This is a genomic window from Brevibacterium iodinum ATCC 49514 (assembly GCF_900169265.1).
Taxonomy (GTDB): domain Bacteria; phylum Actinomycetota; class Actinomycetes; order Actinomycetales; family Brevibacteriaceae; genus Brevibacterium; species Brevibacterium iodinum.
Window position 1 is genome coordinate 67513 of the sequence record NZ_FXYX01000003.1, and the last position, 26492, is coordinate 94004.

General features: G+C 65.7%; 22 protein-coding genes. 17 read left to right on the forward strand and 5 right to left on the reverse strand.

The features are described from left to right. The first annotated feature begins 51 nt into the window (after nucleotides 1-51). The 5 genes from BI49514_RS04110 to serA all read left to right on the forward strand — a co-directional run bounded on the left by BI49514_RS04110 (nucleotide 52) and on the right by serA (nucleotide 6875). Entirely contained in the window at nucleotides 52-1986 is a 1935-nt protein-coding gene (locus BI49514_RS04110; protein ID WP_101544531.1) for an acetolactate synthase large subunit, read from the forward strand. Continuing rightward, nucleotides 1983-2498, forward strand: coding sequence for an acetolactate synthase small subunit (gene ilvN, locus BI49514_RS04115; RefSeq protein WP_101544532.1), 516 nt, complete (start codon nucleotides 1983-1985; stop codon nucleotides 2496-2498). The genes BI49514_RS04110 and ilvN overlap by 4 nt, the downstream gene beginning before the upstream one ends. A gap of 106 nt (nucleotides 2499-2604) precedes the next feature. Further along, entirely contained in the window at nucleotides 2605-3636 is a 1032-nt protein-coding gene (ilvC, locus tag BI49514_RS04120; protein ID WP_101544534.1) for a ketol-acid reductoisomerase, read from the forward strand. 226 nt (nucleotides 3637-3862) lie between these two features. Beyond that, nucleotides 3863-5155 carry a GNAT family N-acetyltransferase gene (locus BI49514_RS04125; RefSeq protein ID WP_101544536.1) on the forward strand — a complete coding sequence of 431 codons (1293 nt, stop codon included), beginning with the start codon at nucleotides 3863-3865 and terminating at the stop codon, nucleotides 5153-5155. Between the two features lie 127 nt (nucleotides 5156-5282). Beyond that, nucleotides 5283-6875 carry a phosphoglycerate dehydrogenase gene (serA, locus tag BI49514_RS04130; protein WP_101544538.1) on the forward strand — a complete coding sequence of 531 codons (1593 nt, stop codon included), beginning with the start codon at nucleotides 5283-5285 and terminating at the stop codon, nucleotides 6873-6875. A gap of 22 nt (nucleotides 6876-6897) precedes the next feature. Here serA and BI49514_RS04135 read toward each other — a convergent pair whose 3' ends face one another. Continuing rightward, complete coding sequence (locus BI49514_RS04135) at nucleotides 6898-7590, reverse strand: phosphatase PAP2 family protein (protein ID WP_101544539.1); 693 nt, start codon at nucleotides 7588-7590, stop codon at nucleotides 6898-6900. Between the two features lie 5 nt (nucleotides 7591-7595). Continuing rightward, nucleotides 7596-8447 (reverse strand): HpcH/HpaI aldolase/citrate lyase family protein, encoded by an 852-nt coding sequence (locus BI49514_RS04140; protein WP_101544541.1) that lies wholly within the window; start codon nucleotides 8445-8447, stop codon nucleotides 7596-7598. 297 nt (nucleotides 8448-8744) lie between these two features. Here BI49514_RS04140 and BI49514_RS04145 point away from each other — a divergent pair, with 297 nt between their 5' ends. From BI49514_RS04145 to BI49514_RS04195, 12 genes are all read left to right on the forward strand, one after another. Then, nucleotides 8745-9782 carry a 3-isopropylmalate dehydrogenase gene (locus tag BI49514_RS04145; RefSeq protein ID WP_101544543.1) on the forward strand — a complete coding sequence of 346 codons (1038 nt, stop codon included), beginning with the start codon at nucleotides 8745-8747 and terminating at the stop codon, nucleotides 9780-9782. Nucleotides 9783-9996: 214 nt separating this feature from the next. After that, a complete protein-coding gene (locus BI49514_RS04150; protein ID WP_101544544.1) occupies nucleotides 9997-11088 on the forward strand; it encodes a branched-chain amino acid aminotransferase in 1092 nt (363 codons plus the stop codon). A 133-nt stretch (nucleotides 11089-11221) separates the two neighbouring features. Continuing rightward, a complete protein-coding gene (locus BI49514_RS04155; protein ID WP_167443962.1) occupies nucleotides 11222-12640 on the forward strand; it encodes an MFS transporter in 1419 nt (472 codons plus the stop codon). Nucleotides 12641-12813: 173 nt separating this feature from the next. Beyond that, nucleotides 12814-14592 carry a DUF222 domain-containing protein gene (locus BI49514_RS04160; protein ID WP_208634985.1) on the forward strand — a complete coding sequence of 593 codons (1779 nt, stop codon included), beginning with the start codon at nucleotides 12814-12816 and terminating at the stop codon, nucleotides 14590-14592. 78 nt (nucleotides 14593-14670) lie between these two features. Next, nucleotides 14671-14925, forward strand: coding sequence for a hypothetical protein (locus tag BI49514_RS16860; RefSeq protein WP_244195153.1), 255 nt, complete (start codon nucleotides 14671-14673; stop codon nucleotides 14923-14925). 30 nt (nucleotides 14926-14955) lie between these two features. After that, nucleotides 14956-15153, forward strand: coding sequence for a hypothetical protein (locus tag BI49514_RS16865; protein WP_244195152.1), 198 nt, complete (start codon nucleotides 14956-14958; stop codon nucleotides 15151-15153). Nucleotides 15154-15227: 74 nt separating this feature from the next. Continuing rightward, a complete protein-coding gene (locus BI49514_RS04170) occupies nucleotides 15228-17429 on the forward strand; it encodes a prolyl oligopeptidase family serine peptidase (protein ID WP_101544546.1) in 2202 nt (733 codons plus the stop codon). Nucleotides 17430-17439: 10 nt separating this feature from the next. Then, nucleotides 17440-18519 carry a lipoate-protein ligase small subunit gene (locus BI49514_RS04175; RefSeq protein ID WP_101544547.1) on the forward strand — a complete coding sequence of 360 codons (1080 nt, stop codon included), beginning with the start codon at nucleotides 17440-17442 and terminating at the stop codon, nucleotides 18517-18519. Beyond that, nucleotides 18516-19310: a Type 1 glutamine amidotransferase-like domain-containing protein gene (locus BI49514_RS04180; protein ID WP_244195151.1), complete on the forward strand. Its 795-nt coding sequence runs from the start codon at nucleotides 18516-18518 to the stop codon at nucleotides 19308-19310. The genes BI49514_RS04175 and BI49514_RS04180 overlap by 4 nt, the downstream gene beginning before the upstream one ends. 102 nt (nucleotides 19311-19412) lie before the next feature. Beyond that, nucleotides 19413-20198, forward strand: a complete 786-nt coding sequence (gene thyX, locus BI49514_RS04185) for an FAD-dependent thymidylate synthase (protein ID WP_101544549.1) — start codon at nucleotides 19413-19415, stop codon at nucleotides 20196-20198. Between the two features lie 119 nt (nucleotides 20199-20317). Beyond that, the gene (locus BI49514_RS04190; protein ID WP_101544550.1) at nucleotides 20318-20896 is read left to right on the forward strand and encodes a maltokinase N-terminal cap-like domain-containing protein; all 579 of its coding nucleotides are present in this window, start codon (nucleotides 20318-20320) and stop codon (nucleotides 20894-20896) included. 80 nt (nucleotides 20897-20976) lie between these two features. After that, nucleotides 20977-21411: an HIT family protein gene (locus BI49514_RS04195; RefSeq protein ID WP_101544552.1), complete on the forward strand. Its 435-nt coding sequence runs from the start codon at nucleotides 20977-20979 to the stop codon at nucleotides 21409-21411. 36 nt (nucleotides 21412-21447) lie between these two features. Here the strand turns inward: BI49514_RS04195 and BI49514_RS04200 are convergent, their stop codons facing one another. From BI49514_RS04200 to BI49514_RS04210, 3 genes are all read right to left on the reverse strand, one after another. Beyond that, nucleotides 21448-22503 (reverse strand): zinc-binding dehydrogenase, encoded by a 1056-nt coding sequence (locus BI49514_RS04200; RefSeq protein ID WP_101544688.1) that lies wholly within the window; start codon nucleotides 22501-22503, stop codon nucleotides 21448-21450. A 129-nt stretch (nucleotides 22504-22632) separates the two neighbouring features. Further along, nucleotides 22633-23601, reverse strand: coding sequence for a 3-methyladenine DNA glycosylase (locus tag BI49514_RS04205; protein ID WP_338063761.1), 969 nt, complete (start codon nucleotides 23599-23601; stop codon nucleotides 22633-22635). A gap of 37 nt (nucleotides 23602-23638) precedes the next feature. Then, on the reverse strand, nucleotides 23639-26410 hold the full coding sequence (locus BI49514_RS04210) for an ATP-dependent RNA helicase (protein ID WP_101544554.1): 2772 nt from the start codon (nucleotides 26408-26410) through the stop codon (nucleotides 23639-23641). Between the last annotated feature and the right edge of the window lie 82 nt (nucleotides 26411-26492).

Consider the following 26492-nt stretch of genomic DNA (forward strand, 5'->3'; position numbering starts at 1 on the left):
GGGCTTTTTTAATGCGGAGATGAGAAGGAAACCCAGGAAGGATAGGAATCGATGGCAGCCAAGCCCTCGACCGCGAAAGACACGGGCACTCAACCCGCGTCCGCACCGGTCACAGCCACACCGTCCAGCATTCGCCGCAACACCGGGCCGGAGGTCCTCACCGGCGCACAGGCGATCGTCCGCAGCCTCGAGAAGCTCGAGGTCGACACGGTATTCGGGCTTCCCGGCGGCACCATCCTTCCCACCTACGACCCGCTGTTCGAGACGGACAAGATCCGTCACATCCTCGTCCGTCACGAGCAGGGCGCCGGCCACGCGGCCGAAGGCTATGCGGCCGCATCGGGCAAGCTCGGCGTGTGCATCGCCACCTCGGGCCCGGGCGCGACGAACCTCATCACGGCTCTGGCCGATGCGCACATGGACTCCGTGCCGATGCTCGCGATCACCGGTCAGCAGGCCTCGACGCTGCTCGGCACCGACGCCTTCCAGGAAGCCGATATCGTCGGTATGACGATGCCGGTGACCAAGCACAGCTTCCTCGTCACCCGTGCCGAGGACATTCCGGCGGCGCTCGTCAACGCCCACCACATCGCGACCACCGGCCGTCCCGGCCCCGTGCTCGTCGACATCACCAAGGATGCGCAGACCGGCACGGCCCCGTTCGTCTGGCCGGAAGAGCCGGTGCTGCCCGGCTACCGCCCGATCCTCAAGCCGCACGCCAAGCAGATCCGCGAGGCCGCACGCCTGATGTCCGAGGCTCAGCGTCCGGTGTTCTACATCGGCGGCGGAGTCATCCGCTCGGAGGCCGAGAAGGAGCTGCTGCGCCTGGCAGAGGCCACGAACATCCCCGTGGTCACCACGCTCATGGCGCGCGGAGCCTTCCCCGACTCGCATCAGCTGCACTTGGGCATGCCCGGAATGCATGGCAGCGTGCCTGCCGTCACCGCCTTCCAGAAGGCCGACCTGCTCATCGCCATCGGTGCCCGCTTCGACGACCGCGTGACCGGCAAGCTGGACTCGTTCGCACCGAACGCCCAGGTCATCCACGCCGATATCGACCCGGCCGAGATCGGCAAGAACCGAGAGGTCGACGTCGCCATCGTCGGCGATGCCCGCGAAGTGCTCGCCGAGATGCTCGCCGAGATGCGCCGCAAGTTCCCCAAGGCTCTGGAACGTCAGCGCGAACCGTGGTGGCGCTTCCTCAACCGTCTCAAGCAGACCTACCCGCTCGGCTATGAGACGCACGGCGAACTGTGCGATCCGCAGTACGTCATCTCGCGGATCTCGGCTCTCACCGGCCCCGAGGCGGTCTATGCCGCAGGCGTGGGGCAGCACCAGATGTGGGCAGCTCAGTTCGTCGAATTCGAACGCCCCAAGTCCTGGCTGAACTCCGGCGGACTCGGCACCATGGGCTACTCCGTGCCGGCTGCCATGGGCGCGAAGGTCGCCCAGCCCGACCGTGTGGTGTGGGCCATCGATGGTGACGGCTGCTTCCAGATGACGAATCAGGAGCTGGCCACCTGCGCGCTCAACAACATCCCGATCAAGGTCGCGATCATCAACAACTCGTCCCTGGGCATGGTCCGCCAGTGGCAGACCCTGTTCTACGACGGCCGGTACTCCAACACGGACCTCAACACCGGACACGAGACGATCCGCATCCCCGACTTCGCCAAGCTGGCAGAAGCCTACGGCTGTGAGGCGATCCGCGTGGACCGCAACGAGGATGTCGACGCCGCGATCGAGAAGGCGCTGTCGATCAACGACCGACCGGTCGTCCTCGACTTCACGGTCCCACCGGATGCGATGGTGTGGCCGATGGTCGCGGCAGGCGTGTCGAACGATGAGATCGAATACGCCCGCGGCATCCGCCCCGAGTTCGACGGAGAGGGCGAAGAGGAGGCCGAGGCCGCCATCGCCGAGGCCGGAGCGAACGAAGACGGCACGGTGCGTTCCGTGGCTCAGATCGAAGGAGGCCTGGAATGAACAGCAGCCGACACACACTCTCTGTCCTGGTCGAGAACAAGCCCGGTGTCCTCACCCGGTTCACCGGGCTCATCGCCCGTCGCGGCTTCAACATCCACAGCCTCGCCGTCGGTGTGACCGAGCACGAAGAGCTCTCGCGGATCACCGTCGTCGTCGACGTCAACGACGTTCCGCTGGAGCAGGTGACGAAGCAGCTGAACAAGCTCGTCAACGTCATCAAGATCGTCGAACTCGAACCCGAGTCCTCGGTGCGTCGTGCGCACATCATCTACAAGGTCAAGGCGAATGCGGCCACGCGACCGCAGGTCGCCTCGGCGGTGGAGATGTTCCGGGCGAAGATCGTCGACGTCGGACCCGACTCCGTGAGCATCGAGGCCACTGGTGAGCTCGGCAAGGTCGAAGCCCTGCGCGAGGTCCTCGAACCCTTCGGGATCAAGGAGATCGTGCAGTCGGGAACCGTGGCCATCGGCCGCGGGGCGAAGTCGATCACCGACCGCGCCCTGCGCAGCTGATTTCGCGTTCCAACTTGTGGAACCCCGCTGATCTCAATACGTGAACAGCAGTACCGAACTGTGAAACAATGGGGACATCACCCCGTAATCCGAAGGAGCTAGAACTATGGCAGCAGAACGCTATTACGATGACAATGCAGACCTGTCGATCATCCAGGGCAAGAAGGTCGCCGTCATCGGCTACGGCAGCCAGGGCCACGCCCACTCGCTGAGCCTGCGCGACTCCGGCGCCGAAGTCCGCATCGGCCTCAAGGAAGGCTCGGCCAGCCGCGACAAGGCCACGGCAGAAGGCCTCGAGGTCGGCACCCCCGCCGAGGTGGCCGCATGGGCCGATGTCATCACCATCGCCGCACCCGACCAGGTTCAGGCCGAGATCTTCAACAACGAGATCAAGGATCAGCTGGCTCCCGGCAAGACCCTCGTGTTCATCCACGGCTTCAACATCCGCTACGACTACATCAAGGCTCCCGAGGGCGTCGACGTCATCATGGTCGCCCCGAAGGGCCCCGGCCACGTGGTTCGTCGTGAGTTCGTCGACGGCCGCGGTGTGCCCGTGCTCGTCGCCGTCGAGGTCGACGCCTCCGGCAAGGCCTGGGACACCGTGCTGTCCTACGCCAAGGGAATCGGCGGCCTGCGCGCCGGCGGCATCAAGACCACCTTCACCGAGGAGACCGAGACCGACCTGTTCGGTGAGCAGACCGTGCTCTGCGGCGGCGTCTCGCACCTCGTCCAGTACGGCTTCGAGACCCTGACCGAGGCCGGCTACCAGCCCGAGATCGCCTACTTCGAGGTCCTCCACGAGCTCAAGCTCATCGTCGACCTCATGGTCGAGGGCGGTATCGCCAAGCAGCGTTGGTCCTGCTCCGACACCGCCGAGTACGGCGACTACGTCTCCGGCCCGCGGGTCATCACCCCCGAGGTGAAGGAGAACATGAAGGGCGTCCTCGACGACATCCAGAACGGAAAGTTCGCTGAGCGCTTCATGAACGACCAGAAGAACGGCGCACCGGAGTTCAAGGAGCTGCGTGCCAAGGAAGAGCAGCACCCGATCGAATCCACCGGTCGCGAGCTGCGCAAGATGTTCGCATGGCTCAAGGACTCCGACGACGACTACACCGAGGGCACTGCCGCTCGCTGAGTCGGAATCATCGGCTGAGTCTCAACCTCGCCGAGGCGGCCCCAACGCTGCGATGCTGTGACCGCCCCAGCCGGGAGAGCTGAGAGAAGGAGCCCTGGACAGAAGTCCGGGGCTCCTTCGCATTCACCTCGGCGATCACAGGGCCTCGGCGATCACAGGGGCGCCGGACATCGATCGATCGGGAGAAACTCCCGACGGCGGCACCGATCTGGACTAGTGTGGACGTGTGACGAATTACAGATTCGAAGACTTCGAGCCCACCATCGACGAAGCCACCGGCGAGCCGGATGAGCGCACCAAGGCGTACTTCGCCTCGACGAGCGTCGGCTTCCACGACCCCCGCTCCACCGATGCGGCCCTGTTGGGCAGGGTGAAGCGGGCGATCACCGATGGGCGCAAGCTCACCGCCGTCTACGCCGACCAGGAGTTCGGCCACGGATTGGATTCGTCGATCCCGGTCGCGACCTTCGCCTGGTTCGAAAAACTCGTCAACGTCGGCGGCGGTCGGCTGGTCCCGGGTCACCTCATCACCTGGATCACGGTGCGACCGACCCACCGGCGGCGTGGCCTGCTGCGGTCGCTGATGACCACGGACCTCGCCGAGGCGAAGGCGGCCGGCTACCCGTTCGCCGCACTGACCGCGACCGAAGGCGGAATCTACTCGCGCTTCGGCTTCGGTGTGGCGACCTGGCTGCGTTCGATCGAGGTCGACACCTCGCCCGGGTTCAAAATGGTCCGCGAACCCGATCGCCGTGTCGAGATGTGCCTGCCCAGCGAGCTGCGCGAACTGGCTCCGAAGATCTACGACCGTTTCATGCGCACCTCGCCCGGGGCGATGGAGCGTCAGCAGACCTACATCGAACGCGCCACCGGCGCCCTCAACACTGAGACGGGCGAAGAGGACCGCGGCGTCCGCGCGGCCCTGCACTTCGACGAACAGGGCGAGCCCGACGGCTATGTGTCCTACAAATTCGCCGGTTGGTCGAAGACCCCGCCGACCGTCGACATCATCGACTTCGTGGCCGTCACCGATGCGGCCTACGCCTCCCTGTGGTCGTTCCTCGCCGCCATCGACCTGTCGACTCGCGTGACCTTCGGCGAGTCCGCCGAATACTCCCCGCTGCCGTGGCTGCTGACCGATTCCAGGCGTGTGAAGACCGTCGCGAGCGAGGACAACATCTGGATCCGCATCCTCGACGTCAAGGCCGCACTCGAAGCCCGGCCCTGGTACGTGCCCGGAACGCTGACGATCGACATCGACGATTCTCTCGACCTCGCAGGGGGACGCTTCACGATCACCTCGGACGGTGAGAGCGCCGAGGTGACCCCTGCCTCCGATTCGACGCCGGCAGACCTGGGGCTCGGCATCGCCGAGCTCGGGTCCCTGTACCTCGGCGGCGCCGATCCCGTCATTCTGGCCCGGGCCGGACGCATCGATGAGCAGACGGCGGGATCCGCCGTACTCGCCAGCGCAATGTTCAGCCTCGGTCGGGCACCGTATTCGCCGAACGGATTCTGAGCGCGCCGCGGGTTCTGAGCAACCCGAACCGTCTGTTGAGCGATTCTTCCCAGAATCTGAGACCTTGTGAAGGAATCCTGAAAGTCTCATAAGGTGGACGCGTCCCGGACGCAACAGGAGGAAATCAGTGCCCAAGCCCGTCGTGCTCATCGCCGAAGAACTGTCACCGGCCACCATCGAAGCTCTCGGAGGAGACTTCGAGATCCGTCACACCGAGGGCGCCGACCGATCCCAGCTTCTGCCCGCCATCGCCGACGCCGATGCGATCCTCGTCCGGTCTGCCACGCAGGTCGACGCCGAAGCCATCAACGCGGCGAAGAACCTCAAGGTCATCGCCCGCGCCGGCGTCGGACTCGACAATGTCGATGTCCCCGCGGCCACCTCGGCGGGTGTCATGGTCGTCAACGCACCCACCTCGAACATCATCTCCGCAGCCGAGCTGACGATGGCCCACATCCTCGGCGCGGCTCGCTACTTCGGTGCCGGAAACACCTCGCTGAAGGCGGGGGAGTGGAACCGGAAGAAGTACACCGGCGTCGAACTCTACGAGAAGACCCTGGGCATCGTCGGCCTCGGCCGCATCGGCGGACTCGTCGCCGAACGCGCGAAGGCCTTCGGCATGCGACTCGTCGGCTACGACCCCTACATCACCCAGGCCCGCGCGGCTCAGATGGGCGTCGAGGTCCTCGACCTGCCCGGTCTGCTCGCCGTGTCCGACTTCGTCACCGTGCACATGCCGAAGACGCCGGAGACGGTCGGCATGATCAGCACCGAGGAGCTCAAAGCCGCCAAGCCCGGCGCCCGGTTCATCAACGTCGCCCGCGGCGGCATCATCGACGAGGCGGCCCTGGCCGAGGCCGTGGCCAACGGTGAGGTCGGCGGTGCCGGAATCGACGTCTGGAACGTCGAACCGCCGGAGCACTCGGCACTCATGGATCTCGATGCCGTCAACGTCACCCCGCATCTGGGCGCCTCGACTCATGAGGCCCAGGAAAAGGCCGGCGTCGCCGTGGCGAAGTCCGTGCGCAAGGCCCTGGCCGGGGAGCTCGTCCCCGATGCGGTCAACGTCGCAGGCGGTGCCATTCACGAGGATGTGCGTCCGGGCATTCCCCTGGCCGAGCGTCTGGGACGGGTCGTCAACGCTCTGGCGGACTCCTCGGTCACGCACTTCAAGGTCGAGGTCAACGGCGAGATCGCCGACAAGGACGTCTCCGTCCTCAAGCTCTCCGCGCTCAAGGGCCTGTTCAAGGACGTCGTGTCCGATCAGGTCTCCTATGTCAACGCTCCGCTGCTGGCCGAAGAGCGCGGAATCGGCGTCGAGCTCGTCACCGATCCGTACTGCGAATCGTTCCGCAACATCACCCGTCTGACCGCGACGACGAGCACCGGGCAGCGCATCTCCGTGTCCGGCACGGTCACCGGTCCGAAGCTCGTGCAGAAGCTCACCGAAGTCGACGGCTACTCGCTCGAGATCGAACTGACCGACAACCTGCTGATCTTCCGCTACGAGGACCGTCCGGGAATCATCGGTCAGCTGGGTCTGGCGCTCGGTGCGAACAACGTCAACATCGCCGGAATGCAGGTCTCGCCCGCGTCGACGAGCAACGAGGCGCTGTCCGTCCTGGCAGTGGATTCGGTCGTCTCGGACGAGGTCGTCAAGGCCGTGGCCGGTGCCGTGAACGCTTCGGCCTTCACCGGCGTCTCGCTCCAGGAGGACTGAGCCCCTCAGCAGCTGGACCCGTTCAACCCGCAAGCCACAGAGCGAAGCGGGGTGAGCGGGTCTTCTGCGCTGCCAGGGTCCAGAATTCGTCGACGAGAACGGCGACGGCGATGCCGATGAAGGCACCGGCGATCGTGTCGGTGAGCCAATGGACCTGGAGCGCGGTCCGCGACCACATCATGCCGAGGATCCAGATCCCGGCGAGGATGAACGACCAATGGAAGCCCATCCTGGGTGCTGGTGCTTCTGTTGCCTGGGTTGCCGATCCGCGCCGCTGATGACGGCGGCAGGCGATGATGGCCAGACTCATGGCCAGTGCGGCAGCGCCCATCGAATGCCCAGAGGGATAGGAGAATCCCAACGATGCGTAGAGCTGGTCGCCGGGGCGCAGCCGGGTGACGATGGCCTTGAGGAGCTCCGAGGCGGCGATGCCGGCGAGCATCGTGGTGACGAGGAAGATCGCCGAGCGCAGGCGTCTGCGCAGCACGAAGATGCTCGCGAGCAGCGCGGTGCAGATGACCACACCGGTACCGCCGCCGACCTCGGCGAGGACGACGGCGATCCAGTACGGCACCGAGCCTCTGTCGAGGCCGGCGAACTCCAGCCACGACTGATTGACCGGCGTGGGGCCGATGCGCTCGAGATGCAGCCACAGTCCGAAGGCGATGACGAGCAGGACGGCGGGCAGTGTTGCCCACAGCAGCCAAGGCGGCAATCGGCTTAAGCGTTCCAGAGACCGTAGGCGTCGGCCATGGACGCGATCTTCTTGGCGCGGGCCAGGCGCGGCAGGTAGGAGCCGTCGGTGATCTCGGATCCGCCTTCGGCGGCTTCGAGCATCTGGCGGGCCCAATCGCGTTCGTCTTCGCTCGGGCTCATGGCCTCGTTGAGGGTGTTGACCTGGTCGACGGTGAGGACGAGCTTTCCGGTCATGCCCATCATGTGTGTGACTTCGGCATCGGCCCAGACCTTCTCATCATCGGCATCGGCGGCCGAAGGGCCGTCGATGGGTCCGGGCAGGCCGCCCATGCGAGAGGCGATCGTCAGGCGTGAGCGGGCATAGGCCAGAGCCATCGGATCGCCGGAGAAGCCGGTGTCCTTGCGGAAGTCATTGGTGCCGAAAGCGAGGCGGAAAGTACCGGGCGCCTCGGCGATGCGGGTGGCGTTCTCCACTCCGCGGGCCGATTCCAGGAGGGCGAGGACGGGCAGGCCGGCCTTTGCGCGCATCGCGGTGTAGGACACTTGCTCGGGGCGTTCGGTCTCGGGCAGCATGACTCCGCGCAGGCCCGGAAGCATGGCAACGGCGGCGAGGTCGTCGGCCCAGAACTCGGATTCCATCTTGTTGATCCGCACCCAGGCGGACATTCCCGAGTCGAGGGCGCGCACGACATTGTCGCGGGCTTCGATCTTCTTGTCATCGGCGACAGAAGCCTCGAGGTCGAAGATGACGGAATCCGCTTCCGAGGTCTGCGCAGGAGTGAACAGATCCTCCCTCGCAGCATTGACGAGCAGCCAGGACCGGGAGAGTTTGGCGGGCAGAGCTGCGGCGCGGGCGTTGCGGATGATTTCGGTCAATGATCGACTTTCTCTCGAGGCTGGTTGCGGTTGGCCCCCACGGGGTTTGGGTTGCTGTCTCCATTTTCGTCCCTGCGGCGTCGGATGTGTAGCCGAGAACAGTGATTGAGACGTGAATTTGTTCATGTCGGCACACGAAGCGCGGGGCAGCGGCGGGTGCGGCGGTCTTCGTCCGATGTGTTCGCGCCGCTGTTGCGCCGACGTCGCTGCATCTCCGCCCTCTGCGACGGCGCAGACGACGGTTCACATTGTAAGACGCTGTAGTTGTATCGTGAGATTGAGTCTTATTCTGTGAGCATGAAGTTCTCAATCGCAGTCATGCCCGGAGATGGAATCGGCAACGAGGTCGTCCCCGAAGGCCTCAAAGTCCTCAAGCGCGCCATCGAGGTGTCCGGCGAGCCCGTCGAGCTCGAGCTCACCGATTACAAGGTCGGTGCTCAGCGCTATCACGAGACAGGTGAGACGCTCACCGACGAAGAGCTCGAATCGCTGCGTAAACATGATGCCATCTTCTTCGGCGCCTGCGGAGATCCGTCCGTGCCCTCCGGCGTGCTCGAGCGCGGGGTCATCCTCAAGATGCGCTTCGGACTGGGGCATGCTGTGAACCTGCGTCCCTCGAAGCTGTTCGCCGGAGTCACCAGCCCGCTGGCCGAGCCCGGGAAGATCGACTTCGTCGTCGTCCGCGAGGGCACCGAGGGTTCGTACACCGGATCCGGCGGTTCCGTGCGCACGGACACGCCACAGGAAGTCGCGACCGAGGTCTCGGTCAACACCTGGTACGGCGTCGAGCGCGCCGTCCGCGATGCCTTCGCCCGCGCTCAGGCGCGGAACAAGAAGCTCACCTACGTGCACAAGCACAATGTCATGGTCCACGCCGGTCACCTGTGGCGTCGGGTGGTCGAGAAGGTCGGGCAGGAATTCCCCGAGGTGGCCGTCAACTACGAGCACACCGATGCGTGCACGATCTACATGGTCACGAATCCCGAGCGCTACGACGTCATCGTCACAGACAACCTCTTCGGTGACATCCTCACCGACCTCGCAGCCGCGGTCACCGGCGGAATCGGTCTGGCCGCCTCGGGGAACCTCAATGTCGAAGGAACGGCGCCGAGCCTGTTCGAACCGATCCACGGATCCGCTCCGGACATCGCCGGGCAGCAGATCGCCGACCCGACCGCCTCGATCCTCTCGGGGGCGCTCATGGCTTCCCACCTGGGACTCGAGACCGTGGCCAAGGCGATCGAGACGGCCGTGGAGGCCGACCTCGCTGAGCGCGACGGAACGAAGCGGTCCACCGCCGAGGTGGGAGACGCGATCGCGGCACGCCTCGGCTGACCGGATCGACCGCCTCGGCGAAGGGGCGAGTGGGTGACCACGGGGTCACCTCTGCGAGGGGGCGGATGGGCAACCATGGTGTCACCTCTGCGAGGATGAACCCAACCGAGCGACTCCCGATTTCAGGTTTGACGACATCACCCCGGTGCGACGAGCGCCGGGGTGGTGGACTACCCTGGAAGTGTCACTCATCACAAGTGAGAAAAGAGTTTTCATGACAGATTTCACCGTTCTTAAGAACCTCCAGCCGCAACCCGAGCTGGTGCGCGAGAACATCAAGAAGGACCCCGGCTTCGGCCAGTACTTCACCGACCACATGGCGCACATCCGCTATACGATCGGTGACGGTTGGCAGGGACACGAGGTCCGGCCGTATGGTCCGCTGCTGCTCGACCCGGCAGCCGCCGTCCTCCACTACGCCCAGGAGATCTTCGAGGGGCTCAAGGCCTACCGTCATGCCGACGGATCGGTATGGACGTTCCGACCCGAGCGCAATGCCGCGCGCATCAACAAGTCCGCCGAGCGTCTCGCGCTGCCGCAGCTGTCCGAAGAGGACTTCATCGACTCGCTCAAGCACCTGGTCAGCCTCGATCAGGCCTGGGTTCCGACGCCGGAGTCGGACGCCGACGAGTCGAGTCTCTACCTGCGCCCGTTCATGATCGCCACGGAGCGGTTCCTCGGCGTGCGGGCCAGCCACGAGGTCGACTACTACGTCATCGCCTCACCGGCCGGACCATACTTCTCCGGCGGCATCGAACCGGTGTCGATCTGGCTCTCGCCGAAGCTCAAGCGCGCCGGCGCGGGCGGCACCGGATTCGCCAAGTGCGGCGGCAACTATGCATCGTCGCTGGTGGCGACCAACGAGGCGGCCGCCAAGGGCTGCCAGCAGGTGCTGTTCACCGACTCGGTGGAGAACAAGTACATCGACGAGCTCGGCGGCATGAATCTCATGCTCGTGACGAAGAGCGGCAAGCTGCTCACCCCGGCGCTGAGCGATTCGATCCTCGACGGCGTCACCCGCCGTTCGCTGCTTGAACTGGCTCCTCAGCTCGGGCTCGAGGCCGAAGAGCGTCAGATCTCCATCGAGGAGTGGCGCGAGGGCGCGGCCAGCGGCGAGATCGTCGAGGCGTTCGCCTGCGGCACCGCCGCGGTCATCACGCCGATCAGCAAGCTCGTCAGCGAAGACTTCACCATCGACCATGGTGAAGAGGCCGGTGAGAAGACCATGGAGCTGCGCAAGACGCTGCTCGGCATCCAGTACGGACGCGTCGAGGACAAGAACAACTGGCTCGTGCGCCTGGCCTGAGGGTCGGGGCTCTGGAGGGCCGGGCGTCGCGATGATCGCGGAGTCCGGCCCTTTGTGTCTGTCCGTCTGCCGTTGCGGAGCCGTTGATTACGGGGTGACCGGTCGGCAGCTATTTTACTCAGTCGTGCGTTAAATGGGGTACTGTGTCTTCGTGCACACGACCACCTCGGCGTCAGTACCGACAGCCTCCGAAGTCATCGCTCACCTGCCATGGAAGTGGCGCACTCAAGGTGCCATCTTCATCATCGGCGGGCTCGGTTTCATGTTCGACGCATGGGACGTCGCCCTCAACGGATTCCTCATTCCGCTGCTCAGCGACTATTGGAGTCTCACCGTCGGCCAGGCCGCCTGGATCGCGACCGCCAACCTCATCGGCATGGCACTTGGTGCCTTCATCTGGGGCGGCATCGCCGACGTCATCGGTCGGAAGAAGGCCTTCACTCTCACGCTCCTCGTGTTCTCGATCTTCACCGTCGCCGGAGCCTTCGCACCCGCATATGGGTGGTTCATCCTCTTCCGCTTCCTTGCGGGATTCGGGCTCGGCGGATGTATCCCCGTCGACTACGCCCTCGTCGGGGAGTTCACTCCCAGCCGTCGCCGCGGACGCGTGCTCACGGCTATGGACGGCTGGTGGCCGATCGGCGCCTCGCTCTGTGCGTTCGTGTCGGCTTATCTCCTCGGTTTCGGGGACTGGCGCCTGATCATGCTCGTCATGATCGTGCCGGCTCTGTTGACGGTGGCGGTGCGTTTCGGGATTCCGGAATCACCTCTCTATCTGGCTTCGGTCGGACGCTACGCAGAGGCCGATGCGATCATCAAGCGACTGGTCGAGCGCACCGGCGCCGACGTGCGTGAGTGGACACACGAGCCGGTCGGAGGGACTGCTGCGACGCCGTCGAGTGCAGAGCCCAAGGTCAGGGGGCAGCTGCGTGCGGCCAGTGGTCAGCTGGTGCAGCTGTGGCAGCATTCCGCGAGAACGACTCTCGTCGCCTGGTCGCTGTTCGTCTCCGTCCTTCTTGTCTACTATGCGGCGCTGACATGGCTGCCGGGGATCCTCAAGAAGCAGGGGCTGGCCGATCAGGCGGCATTCCTCGTCACCGGGTCGATGACCGCGGTGGGCATCCTCGGCGTGATCGTCTCCGCGCTCATCGTCGAACGATTCGGTCGCAAGTGGGTGCTCGGGGTCTCGGCGATCATCGCGGCAGTGCTGCTCGCCGGGGCGGCAGTGTTCATCGAAGCCTCTGGCGCCGATCTCACCTGGACCGCGAAGGCCGCAATCATCGGGTTCGGCTTCGTCATCCAGATCGCCATCCCGACGCTCTACACCTACGTCTCCGAGCTCTATCCCACCCGCCTGCGCGGATCCGGTTTCGGTTGGGCGTCGGCTGCGTCTCGACTGGCGACAGGAATCGCCCCGATCGTCTTCGGTGCGTTCATGTGGCCCGTGCTCGGACTGACGCTGACGTTCGTCCTCACCGGCGCGCTTGTGGTCGCCGCCGTGCTGCTCATGGGCTTCCTCGCCCGAGAGACGACCGGCGAAGAACTGAGCTGAGGCAGCCGCGGGAGTCGGGCTGATCCGGCCAAAGGAGTAACGGATCATTCAGTCGAAAGGGCCACTGTCCCCGCCTCACTGAGGTCAGCGCCCGATTTGCCTCCACGGGTGTCCGAGCTGGACAGATGCCCAGGTGAACTCTCGTGTCAGTGGCGAACGATAGTGTTCTGGACATGGAAGCAAAGCAGGTTCCAGACGTGCTCACCGAGATCGCTCGGTGGTGTGAGAGCCTGTCCGAAATGCCTCCTGCCGCGACCGAGGAAGAGGCGATCGATCGCATCACGGCTCTCGAGGAGCTGACCTCCGCCTGCGCCGCCGCGCAGGCCCGCGAATCCCTGACGTTCGATATGCACCGCAGGAATCGGGAAGCCGAAGACGGGATACCGGGCAAGAAGCAGGGTCTCGGGGTCGGTTCGGAGATCGGCTTGGCCAGAAAGGTCTCCCGGCACCGTGGCAACGCGCTGCTCAAATTCTCTCGGACCCTGCTCTTGGATCTGCCCAATGTCTACAGGGCGATGAAGGGTGGCGACATCTCGGAGGAGAAGGCCCGCACGGTCGCAAAGGAATCCGACTGGCTTCCCCCGGAGAAGAAGCACGAGCTCGACGAGCGGATGGCCGGACGGCTAGCCGAGGTGGGTGTCAGGCGACTGGGCAGCGAAGTGAGGGCGCTCGCACAGAGGCTCGATCAGCAGGCTGCGGTCGACCACCTCGAGCGCTGTATCGAAGAGCGCTCGGTCAGCGTGCGTCCGGCACCGGGAAATATGGCGTACCTGACCGCTCTGCTGCCGAGGTCGCAGGCTGTCGCCGCATTCGCCAACCTCAAGAAGTCGGCGCAGACTGCCATCGCCGCAGGCAACGCCGATGGCCGTGGTCAGAATCAGATCGCTGCCGACCTCTTGGTCGAGCGACTGACCGGGCAGGCTGCTGCTGCGGCAGTGCCCACCGAAGTCCACCTCATCATGCAGGACAGCAGTCTGTTCGGGCCTGGGGAAGAATCGGCGTGGTTCCCCGGAGTCGGCCCGATCCCGGCACAAGCCGCCAGGGCCGTCGTTGCCGAAAACGAGGCCGCCACCTTCATCCGCAGGCTCTACACACGACCCGAAGACGGGCAGCTCGTGAGGATGGACTCGCGCCGCAGGGAATTCTCCGGGCTGCTTCGACGCATGGTCATCTTCCGCGACGACGTCTGCCGCTCGCCCTGGTGTGAGGCACCCATCCAGCACGCCGATCATGCCGACGCGGCTGCCGGCGGCGGCGAAACCGATTGGGACAACGCCTCTGGACTGTGCGCGGCCTGCAACTATCTCAAAGAACTCAGCGGTTGGCGCCACAAGGCAACTGCCGACGCCCTGGAGGTCGTCACACCGACCGGTCACCACTACAAAACCCGCACCAGACCACTCAGCGGCCCCGATCCCGGACGCGCCTCTGGTCAGGACGAGGGATTCGGTGCGAGGCATGGGCCCGGCGAACAGGATCCTCCTGATCAGGATCGGGAACGGCAACAACTTCCCGGTCGACAACACGGCCCCGAGCCGGGACGAGACTATGGTCCCGAAACGGGACGCGGGCCCGCTCAAGCAGCGGAGGCGACGGCGCCGCCCGGTGACGGAACCCGTGCCGTGCCGCCGGGTGACGGAACCCGTGCCGTGCCGCCGGGTGATGGAACCCGTGCCGTGCCGCCGGGCGATGGAACCCGTGCCGCGACGTCGGGCGACAGAGCTCGTGCCGTTCCCCCGAGCGACCGTGACGGTGCTTCACCAGACGAAGGCGAACACGCGTTTTCGGTGCTGATCCAATGGCGGTACGTTCGCCGGACCTCGCAGCCGGCAACCGTCGAAGTCGGCGGGTCCACCATCGGAATCGATATCTTCGACGCTGACGAACGCCCGATGAGTCCCACGGAAGAACTCCTCTGCGCCGCAATCCTCAAACACCGAGGCAGGCTGTGAACCGAGTCTGCCGAAGCGATGACAAGTGGTCACCGAAAGTTCAACTGCCCGCTCCATCACGGGACTATGGTGATAGTCATGAACGACCTCAACGGGCAGCCGTCGCCCGCTGACCACATCGCGCCCTCCGGCCGAGCAGACGTTCCCGCGGTCGAAATCGTGTGGGGGATGCCGACGGGAATGGGTCCGTTGTGGCAGGGCATGCCCTCGGGGCCGGGAATCACCGGAGTCCTCCCGCCCCGCAGCGAGGTCGAAGCAGTCTATGGGGCCGCTGCCGCCGAGCCGCCGCTGAACGAGGACCCGAGGTTCGCGGCGGTGTTCGCCGACGTCTAAGAAGTCTCCGTCCGCAACGGACAGGTCCTCATGACATTGACGCGGACCCAGCCCGACGGGCGGCTGAGCTCGTTCGCCTACGGCCACGATTGGAAATGGGAAGAACCGAAATATCCGTGGGCATTCGAACTGCAGCGCCGCCCTGGCGAGGCTTCGACCGAACTCGGCCACGGGCCCGGAGCACCCAACGGGCACCCCGGCTTGGCCATGTTCCGCAGCCCGCGGTGAGAAATCCTCGTCAGAACAGTTCCTCGTCAGCGGCACCGAGCGGCTGAGTCAGCGACGGTCACTAGGATGGAGTCATGCGTGAAGAAGACTCCTCAAAGACGGCCTCGACGGTGAACGCCGAACTGCCCGACGACGAAAACATCTGGCTCGAAGACATCTACGGCGACGAGCAGATCGCCTGGGTGAAGGACCAGAACGCGAAGACCCTCGAGCGCTTCCACGACGGCCTCTTCGACGACATCTCCGATGATCTGCGCACCGCACTGGACTCCGACGACCGCATCCCGATGGTCACCAAACGCGGGGACCACTTCTATAACTTCTGGCGGGACAAGACGAACCCGAAGGGCCTGTGGCGACGCACCTCCTGGGACAGCTACCGCACGGCCACCCCCGACTGGGAAGTGCTGCTCGACCTCGACGAACTGGCCGCAGAGGAAGACACCGCCTGGGTCTGGTCAGGAGCGATGGTGCGCCGCAGCGACAACCGCCGCGCACTCGTCCTCCTGTCCCCGGACGGAGGCGACTCGCACCGAGTCCGCGAGTTCGACCTCGACGACCTCGCCTTCGTCGACGGCGGCTTCGACATCCCCGCCGCCAAAACACGGTTGGCCTGGCTCGACGACGACACCGTGCTCGTCGCCACCGAAACCGACGCCGACTCACTGACGACCTCGTCCTACCCACGCCAAGCCCGAGCGCTCCGCCGTGGTCAGAGCCTCGACGACGCCCCGATCGTCGCCGAAGTGCCGCGCGACCATGTGGCGATCTTCGTCGGCAGCGACATCCGCCCCGACACCGAGGCCACCGACCGCGCCGTCATCATCGACGCCATCGACTTCTTCAACTCGACGATGAGCTTCCTCGACCTCGCCGACATCACGAGCGCAGACGGTTCGCTGTCGGTCGAACCGACGGCATGGGCCGACGCGCTTAACAGGGTCGACGTCCCCACCGACGTCGAGGTTGGCTTCGAGCGCGACCTCGTACTCTTCCGACCCCAGTCGACGTGGACGTCCACCACTGCGGAGGTGGCCGCCGGCGGCCTCGCCATCGCCGATATCGATGCAGTCAAGGCAGGCGAGATCGCTCCGCGCGTGATCTTCACCCCCGACGCCCACACCTCCCTGCAGTCCTTCACCTTCACCCGGGACTACCTAGTGCTCGAGCTGCTCGCCGACGTGCAGTCGAAGCTCACGGTCCTCGACCTGAACAACGGCTTCGCCGAATCCGGCCTGACCGGAGTTCCGGCCAACCATATGGTCGGCCTCGGCGCGGTCGACAAGTACGACCCGGCCACCGCCAACGACTTCTGGGTGGTCAGCACCGGCTTCCTCACGCCCTCGACATTGTCGTACGGCACCGTGGGCCCCTCCGACGAAGCTGCGGGAACGAACGAGTCCACCATCGAGGTGATCAAGTCAGCCCCGGCGATGTTCGATGCCGAAGGGCTGAGCGTCGAGCAGCACTTCGCCACCAGCGCCGACGGGACGAAGATCCCGTACTTCCAGATCGGAGCCGACGACCTCGCGCTCGACGGAGAGAATCCCACCCTGCTCGACGGCTACGGCGGCTTCGAAGTCAGCCGCACTCCCGGATACTCACCCGTCGTCGGCATCGGCTGGCTCAGCCGCAGCACCACCGGCAACACCCTCCCGGCAGGTCGCCGAGGCGTCTATGTCCTCGCGAACATCCGCGGCGGAGGCGAATACGGACCCGAGTGGCACACCTCGGCGATGCGGGGGAACCGCATGCGCTGCTATGAGGACCACTCGGCCGTGGCACGCGATCTCATCGCCCGCGGAGTGACGAGCCCGAAGACGCTCGCCTGCGCCGGCGGATCCAACGGGGGCCTGCTGGTGGGCAATATGCTCACCCAGTATCCCGAGCTCTTCGGTGCTGTGTCCTGCGGCGTTCCGCTGCTGGACATGGCCCGATACACGAAGCTCAGCGCCGGCTATTCATGGAAGGCCGAGTACGGAGACCCGGACGTGGCCGAGGACTGGGCGTTCATCAGAGAGTTCTCTCCCTACCACCTCCTTGAGGACGGTCAGGACTATCCGCCGGTGCTGTTCTGGACGGCCACGTCGGATGATCGGGTTGGGCCGGTGCAGGCACGAAAGATGGCCGCCCGGATGCAGGCACACGGAATCGAGAACGTGTGGTTCTTCGAAGACACCGAAGGCGGACATTCCGCCGCTTCGGACAATGAGCAGACCGCGTTCACCCGGGCGCTGAGCTACCGGTTCATGTGGAACGCACTGACAGGGGAGTAGGTTGGGAGACATGACGAACGAGACGCAGCACTTCCACGGCGAATACAAGGTCATCGGCGGCAAACTCGTCGTCGCCGATGTCACCACCGACGGTCAGACCATCACCGAGGTGAAGATCTCCGGGGACTTCTTCCTCGAACCCGAGGAAGCCTATTTCGACCTGGCACCGGCCCTCGTCGGCGCCAGCGTCACTGCCGATAATGCGGCGCTGCGCGGCCGCCTCGACGCGGCTCTGGCCGGATACGGTTCGGAACTGGCGATGCACGGCTTCTCCACCGCCGATATCGCCACCGTCGTGCGTCGGGCATTGGGATCAGCGGCGAACTTCACTGACTTCGACTGGCAGGTCATCCGCGGCGAGGTGCTCCCCACTCAGCTCAATGTGGCGCTCGATCAGGTCCTGCTCGAGGAAGTCGCAGCAGGTCGCAGGCAGCCGACCCTGCGGTTCTGGGAATGGGAGGACACAGCCACCGTCATCGGGGCCTTCCAGTCCTACGTCAACGAGCTGCGGCCCGAAGGCGTGGAGAAGTACGACGTCCAGGTCGTGCGCCGCATCTCGGGCGGAGGTGCGATGTTCATGGAGGGCGGCAACTGCATCACCTATTCGATGTTCGTCCCGCCTGCCCTCGTCGCCGGCCTCGACTATGAGGAGTCGTATGTGTTCCTCGACCAGTGGGTGCTCGCGGCTCTCAAGACTCTCGGCGTGGAGGCGTTCTACAAGCCGATCAACGACATCTCCTCGACCGGAGGCAAGATCGGCGGTGCCGCACAGAAGCGCAATCGCGACGGCACACTGCTCCACCACGCGACGATGAGCTACGACATCGACGCGGACAAGATGGTCGAAGTTCTGCGCATCGGTGAAGCGAAGATCTCCGACAAGGGAGTAGCGAGCGCGAAGAAACGCGTCGACCCGCTGCGGAGTCAGACCGGTGAGGCACGCAAGGACATCATCGATGTCATGGCGGACACCTTCGCCACCCGCTATGGAGCCACTTACGGCACCTACACCGAGGAGGAGATCAAGCGGGCCCAGGAACTCGTCGATGAGAAGTTCGCGACCGAGAAGTGGACGCACCGAGTGCCGTGAGCACCTCTGAATCCACCGCTTTCCGGGGCACGATCGTGGCCCTCGGCGGTGGTGGATTCTCGATGTCCGAGACCGGGGAATCGGCCATTGACGACGAGCTGGTGCGCATGGCCGCCAGACGGATCCGCGGCGGCGCTGAGGACGAGGCCGGTGCTCAGAGTGGCTTCGGCGCCTCTGTTGGACTCCCGAACGTCTGCTTCGTCCCGACGGCATCCGGCGACAGCCGCGACTACATCGAGCGGTTCGAAGCGGCATTCGAGGCGCGCGCACGAACCCATGTCCTCTCTCTGTTCGGGCAGAGTCCGTGGGACTACCAAGATCCGGCGATGCTGCTCGACATGGACCTCATCTACGTCGGCGGCGGCTCCACGGCGAACCTGCTCAGCCTCTGGCGGAGGCATGGCGTCGACCAACGGATGAGAGAAGCAGCCGCCGGAGGAACGATCCTCGCCGGCATCAGCGCCGGTGCGAACTGCTGGTTCGAAGCATCCTCGACCGATTCGTTCGGTCCGCTGGCACCGCTGAACGACGGGCTCGGATTCCTGCAAGGGAGTGCCTGCCCGCACTTTCATGGAGAACCCGGACGGAAGGAATCCTTCCGGGAATGGATCGCACAGGGCCGACTTCCCGGCCCCGGAATCGCCATCGATGATCATGCCGCGGTCGTGTACGTCGACGGTGCGGCCACCTCGGTGATGGTGGAGTCCACAGGGGCGCGGGCGCTCGTCGTTGATACGGGCGGTCGCCTGCACAACCTCGACGAACACCGCCCCGTCGCACCTGTCAGCTAACACGGTTGAGGCAAGGAGAATTTCGGTGCGGACCGGTCGCCGCAACCAGCCGGGCTGTCTGTAGGATTGGGAATCAATCACGTCCCCTTCACTAGGAGAGCCATGCGCCAGGTCGAACCGTCCGTTGAACTGCTCGCTAAGCCCAATATCGATTGGGAAGCGATGAGGACTTACCTCGACGAGGTGGGCGGAACCTCCTGGGCGGACCGGGTCGAAGATGCGGAATCTCCCGACGCCGAGGATCTCCTCGAGTTCTCCGGGCGCATGTGCTATCGCTCGTGGGAGCCGGGACTCAACCCGAACGTCTCGCGGGTGCGCACCGATTCCGCGCAGTACCTCGGCAACGTCGTGAAGTCCCAGCACGGGTCCGTGCTCGAACACGCGAACTTCACCTTCGTCCTCCACAACGTCTCGCGCGTGCTCACCCACGAACTGATCCGCCATCGCGCGGGATCGGCGTTCTCGCAGGAATCGCTGCGCTACGTCCGGCTCACCGACATCCCGTTCTGGTTCCCCGAGTGGGCCCGCGAAGATCCCGAACTCATGGAACGCAGCCTCAAGGTCCTCGACACCCTCGAGGAGCACCAGCAGTGGATGGCCGAACATTTCGAGCTTGACGAGGAGGGCACGAAGTTCTCCCACAAGAAGCACATGACCTCGTTCATGCGCCGCTTCGCCCCCGAGGGCCTGGCCACCGGCATCGTCTACACCGCGAACCTGCGCTCGCTGCGCCACGTCATTGAAATGCGCACTGCAAAGGGCGCTGAAGAGGAGATCCGCCTGATCTTCAACAAGATCGGTGAGGCCATGCGCGAAGAGGCTCCGGCTGTCTTCGCTGACTACGAAGTCGTCGACGGAGAATGGATCCCCGGCACGCGCAAAGCCTGAGACCACGCAAGGCCTGTCGCGAAGCGTCCGGAGACCTCCGAGCGCCTCACACCTACAGACGCCTGACACGCCCAGCCACACCTGACGCCGACGTCAGACAGATTTCAGGAGGAACCGTCATGGCAGATATCTACGCAGCTCAGCTCAATCCCGGCAAGCTCGACGTCGTCACCGACTGGGTAGCCAAGCAGGACTGGGCCTCCGAGCTCGACCCCGCGGCGAACCCGCTCGAGGCCGTCACCGCGTATCGCTTCGACGACCCCGCCGGCGAAGTGGGCATCGAGATCCACATCGTGAAGAGCGGCGACCAGCTGCTGCAGGTGCCGCTGACCTACCGCGGAGAACCGCTCGAAGGCGCCGACGAAGCATTCATGGCCAATATGGAGCATTCGGTGCTCGGCAAGCGGTGGGTCTACGCCGGCATGGGCGACCCGCTGTTCCGGCAGCGCCTCGACCACACCATCGCCACCGCGTCGACCGCAGCGAAGCAGTACCGCGTCGACGAGGAGGGCAATCGGGGAGAAGAGATCACCGAGGTGGCCCACGCCTTCGGGACGGGACCTCTGCCGGGTGCCGGTGACGTCGAGATCCTCTACCGCCTGTCGCCCGAGTCTCCGGCGGAGAAGTCGGACGCCGGTCTGCTGCTGGGCCGCTGGGACGGTCAGGACACGAACGTCGTCCTCGCCATCATGGTCTGAGGGCTTGCCAACACGATCTGAGGGACCCGATCCAGCACCGACAGGACAATCAACTGACAGCAGGGGAGGAATCGGAACTGATGAGCAGCGACTGCATCTTCTGCCAGATCGTCGCGGGTGACGCACCGAGTGCGCCGATCGCCGAGACCGAGTCGACCTTCGCGTTCATGGACATCCAACCCGGGTCGGACGGGCATCTGCTCGTCGTGCCGAAACGCCACAGCACGGACCTGCGGGACGTCCCCGCCGAGGATCTGTCTGCGGTGGCGCTCGAATCCCAGCGCATTGCCAAGCACGCGTTCGACGCGTGGGGAGCCGATGGCGTCAATCTCCTCAACTGCTGTGGTGCCGAGGCGTGGCAGACGGTCTTCCACTTCCATATGCACGTCATTCCGCGCTACCGGGACAAGGACAAGGACCGCCTGCATCTGCCGTTCGACCCCGGCGTCCGCGGGAATCCGGAACTCATCGGAACCCTGGCCGCGAGCATGCGGGAGTCACTCGGCGAGGAATGAGGCATTGCCGTAATTGCCGCCGACCCACCGGCCGACTTACCTGGCCAGGTCGATGATCGTCATCCCCGCCGAGGCAGAGGGTGACCCCATCGCCTCCATCGCCGCGGGAGCCTCGTCGAGGCCGATGACAGTGCTGACAAGGTCCTGCGGTCGCAGCCGTCCCTGAACGACAAGATCGACGAGCTCTGGGTACTCGGCCGCAGCCATTCCGTGCGAGCCGAGCACACTGAGTTCGAGAGCGATCACCCGCGGCAGATCGACGACCGGCTCGGCAGACAGCAGCCCGATCTGCACATGCCGACCCAAGGGCGCCAGAGCACCGATCGCCGCCCGGATCGTGTCCTCCCTGCCCAGGGCATCGACGGTCACGTCCACCCCGTCGGGGTCGGTCGACGCGAACTGCGCGACCACCTCGGCGCTCAGCTCCTCGGGACTGAGACCGCGAGCGTTGACGGTCCGTGCGGCACCGAACTCACGGGCGGATTCCAAGGCCGCATCGCTGACGTCGATGGCGACAACCCTCGCACCGAGAGCCCGGGCGATCATGATCGTCGACAGTCCCACCCCGCCACAGCCGAAGACGGCGACCGTCTCGTCCGCGGCAAGCCGAGCCCGCACTCCCAGACCATGGAAGGCCGTGGCGAATCGACACCCGAGTCCGACGACGGCCGCGGCCGGCACATCCTCAGGCACGGCCACGAGGTTGGCATCGGCATTGTGGATGTCGACCTGATCCGCCCACGACCCGAAATGCGTGAACCCCGGCTGGGTCTGATCGGGGCACACCTGCGCATTGCCGGAAACGCACCACCGGCAACTCCCGCACCCGCACACAAAAGGAACGGTCACACGCTGGCCGACACGGAAGTCCTGTACGCCCACACCCGCCGAGGCGACCCTCCCGACCAGCTCATGCCCGGGTACGTGGGGCAGGGTGATCGTCGATTCGTGGCCGGCCCACGCGTGATGGTCGCTGCGGCACACCCCGGTGGCTTCGACGTCGATGACGACTCCCGCACCAGGTGCGGTCGGGGCGGGAATGTCCGTGAGATTGGGACGGACAGAGAACTGATCGAAGAAGATGGCACGCATACCGCCGATCATAGGCTCGCCGGTGCCGCGACCGCGAAGACGTCCACGAAACGGCGCGGCCGCAGCGACTAGTCAGCACAGCGGGCCCGGCGCAGTCGCAGCGGCTAGCCACCGCAGCCCCCAGGCGACTCAGCGCGGATGAACTCCCGCGACCGCCAAAGCATCGAGCAGCCGAGCCCGCAGCGCCTGCGCCCTGCCGGAGAAATCCTTCTGCCGCTCCATGTACTCGGCCTTGCCCGCAGCGGTCTCGATGGCGACGACTCCGTAGCCCCAACCACGCAGGTCATAGGGGGAGGCCTCCATGTCCAGGGTGCGGATGTCGAGCGCGAGGTCGAAGCAGTCGACGACGAGATCCGAATCAGCGATCGGCGAGATCTTCATCGCCCATTTGTACAGATCCATCCCCGCGTGCAGACACCCGGGCTGCTCGTTGGCGACCATGCCCTCGCGGTCCGGCTGCAGGGTGTTGAGCGGCCGGGCAGGTTCGGTGAAGAAACGGAACGCATCATGATGCGAACACTGGATGCGGTGGCCTTCGACCACCGCATCGGTCTCGGCGGGGCTCAGTCGCAGCGGCACCTGCTGATGGCGTCGATGCTCGTCGCTGAGACGGTAGACCATCGCCCATTCGTGGATGCCGAAGCACCCGAAGTTCGCTTCCCGACCCAATGTCGACGACAGCAGCGAGGCGATGAACTTCGCCCCGTCTCCACGGTCGGTGCGCCAGGACTCGAGGTCCACCTCGGCGAAATTCTGCGCATCGTCGATGCGATACCACCGACGGTCGAAATACCGACGATCTTCGGCCGTCTCAAGCGCGATGCGCACACCCGGACCGGGGTGCCACTTCTTCAGCTGCCCGACCTTGAACGGGTAGTAGGTGAAGAGGAAGTCCTCAACCGGGTGGGTCTCCTGTCGCATCCGCCGCCCGATATGCGCATCGGTGCGCTCGACGATCCGATGCTCGTGCTCGTCACGCAGCTCGCGCCAGATCTCGGCAGGAACGACACCATCACCGAGGCGGCCCGACGATGCGTCGGCACGCTCGGTCGCCGCCCTGGTTGGGTCGGGGGTCGTGGTCGAGAGTGCGGAAGTCACCGCACCATTGTCCCAGACGGTCGAGTCGGGCTCCAGCTCAGCGACCCGAGCGCTTCGTGCCCTTCGCCGCCGGTGCGGTGAGTGGATCCTCCGGCCACGGATGCTTCGGGTAACGGCCCCGGTTCTCGGCCCTGACATGGGCATACGCATTCGCCCAGAACGACGCGAGATCACTGGTGACCGCCAGGGGCCGCCGGGCGGGGGAGAGCAGATGCATGGTGACCGCCACCCGGCCGTCACAGATGCGAGGCACGTCGGTCCATCCGAAGCACTCCTGGAGTTTGACCGCGAGGATCGGGCTCGGGAGCTCGGCGCGCTCGGGGTCCGGATACTCGAGGCGGATGTGTGATCCGCTGGGCACCTCGATATGGGTCGGCACAAGCTCGTCGAGCCGGGCCGCCTCCGGCCACGGCAGCAGACCGCGCAGCGCGGAGACGAGGTCCACGCGGGCAGGATCGGAGCCCTTCGCGATGCGATCGAGCGCATCAGGACACCACTGATCGAGCGTGTCAGAGAGGTGCTCCCACGTCACTTCCGGCCACGGGTCCCCGTAGATCGCGCGGAGCAGTCCCAGTCGGGCGCGCAGCGATTCGACTGCCTCGGAAGGACGCAGAACTTCGCGGGCTCCTCGTTCGCGCACCGATTCGGCGATGGCACGGCGAGCGAGTTCGCGACCGGCCTGGATCGGGGTGGAGGTCAGTTCGATTCCGCCGAGGCGGCTGCGCCGAACCGCACGGACCTTCCCGGACTCGAACGTCGCCGCCTCCTCCGTGTGCAGCAGCCCGGCTCCGGCGAGTTCCGCCGTGTCGACGTCGATGGGCACGGCAGATCGGATGATCGCCCGCGATCCGGCCAGGCCCACCTCGGCGATGGCCATCCACGGGCTGCCCTGGAGCGAGGAGTCTCGGGGCAGGCTCGCCGCCGTGCCTGAGGCGAGCAGGTATTCGGAATCGGAGGCGCTGCGCAGCCGCGCGATCTGCAGGGGATAGGACAGCGCCGTGACGAGCCCGAGGTCCTCGGGAGTCAGCGCTGTGCCGGAACCGCGGGTGAGCTCGCCTCGGTCGGCGATTCCGCCGTTCCCTCCGTCGTCTCCCGTGTCGCCACCATCGCCGTCCGAGGCGAATTCGCGTGCGATCGACGCGAACCGTTTGCAGTCCTGGGCGAAGCGGGTGTCCTTGCGGTGTCGCAGCTGCCGCAGCAGCGCGGAGAGATCGGCGCCGGGAGCCCTCTGATCGGATTCGATGACGGCGACCGCTTCTGCCGCTCGCGCGGGTGAGAGCAGGGCGGCCCCGTCGAGGAGACCACGTGCCGACCACACCGAGGCGGGAACCGCCGCGATCGCTCGACCTGTCTGCGTGACGTGCAGTGCTGATATCGGGATCTCGGCAGCGTCGGGGCGCTCACCGGTTTGGCGCCCATCGGCGGAGCGCCCGCCTCCTGCACCGTCCATTGCCGCCGCCGAGATCTCCACGGCTCCCAAGGCGACCAGGTTGTCGACCGCCTGCCGTTTCGGTCCGGCCGGCAGCGGATCGGGCAAGAGGGTCTCGTCGCCGCCCCACACGGCGAGCGCGAGCACTGCGGAGGTGAGATCGGAGGTCGCAATTTCGGGAGGAGTGTGCTCGGGCAGGCTCGCCCAATCCGCCTCTGACATGCACCGATACGCAACACCCGGCCCCTGCCGGGCGGCACGACCGGAACGCTGTGTTCCCGAAGCCTTCGACTCCCGCATCGTGACCAGCCCGGACATGCGCCGCCTCGTATCCAGCCGTGGTCCCCGGGAGAGCCCGGAGTCGACGACGATGCGCACTCCGTCGATCGTCAGCGCCGACTCCGCCACCGACGTTGAGACGATGACGCGACGGTTCCGTCCCTGGTCGGTGCGTGGGCGCAGGATCGCGTCCTGCTCCTTCGCGGGGGTCCGCCCCGTGAGAGTGTGCACCTCGATCGTGTCACCGGTACCCGAATCACCAGCGCCGACCGGTCCACCACTGGCTCCCGCACCGCCATCTGATTCCACACGGCGCCGCACGCGGGAGGCCACCTCGTCGACTTCGCGTGCACCGGGAGCGAAGACGAGGACGTCGCCCTCACCGGTCTCAGTCAGCGCACGCACCGTCGTCGCCGCCAGATGATCAAGGAAATCCCAGGTCACACCCCGCGAGTCAAGGGGCCGCTCCTTCGCCGGTGCCCATCGTATCTCCAAGGGATGAGGATCGGCGGACACCGACAGCAGCGTCGCCGGTGCCTGCGGTCCGTCACCGAGACGCGCGGCCCACAGCTGCGCATCCAAGGTCGCCGACATGACGACCACGGACAGATCCTCACGCAGATCAGCCAATTCCCGGCACATCGCGAACGCGAGATCCGTATCCAGCTGCCGCTCATGCACCTCGTCGAGAATGACCCCGTCGATACCGGTCAGTTCCGGATCGTGCAGCAGCCGGGACAGAAGCACACCCGTGGTGACGAATTCGATCCGTGTCGCCCGCGAGGTCCGCGATTCACCGCGGACGGTGAACCCCACCACCTCGCCGAGGCGGGTCCCCGTCAACGACGCGAGCCGCCTGGCCGCGGCGCGGGCCGCCATCCGCCGGGGCTGGGTGACGATGATGCGGCCCGGACCAGTCAGGTGCTCAGCGATCATCGGCGGCACCACGGTGGTCTTACCGGTTCCGGGAGGAGCCTCCACGACTAATCTCGGGGCGGGGGTCGCCTCGGCGAGGCCCAACTCATCGATGAGCGCGGCGGCAGGCAGGCCGGCCCCAATGCGGGCGAGATCGAAGGTGTGCGGGAGGTGCGGATCGGGCATGCCACCAGTCTCTCAGCAGGGCGGCCCGGCCCGCACACGGGACACAGCGGGGGGTCTGCGGAGACCCGATCGCGGATCGATG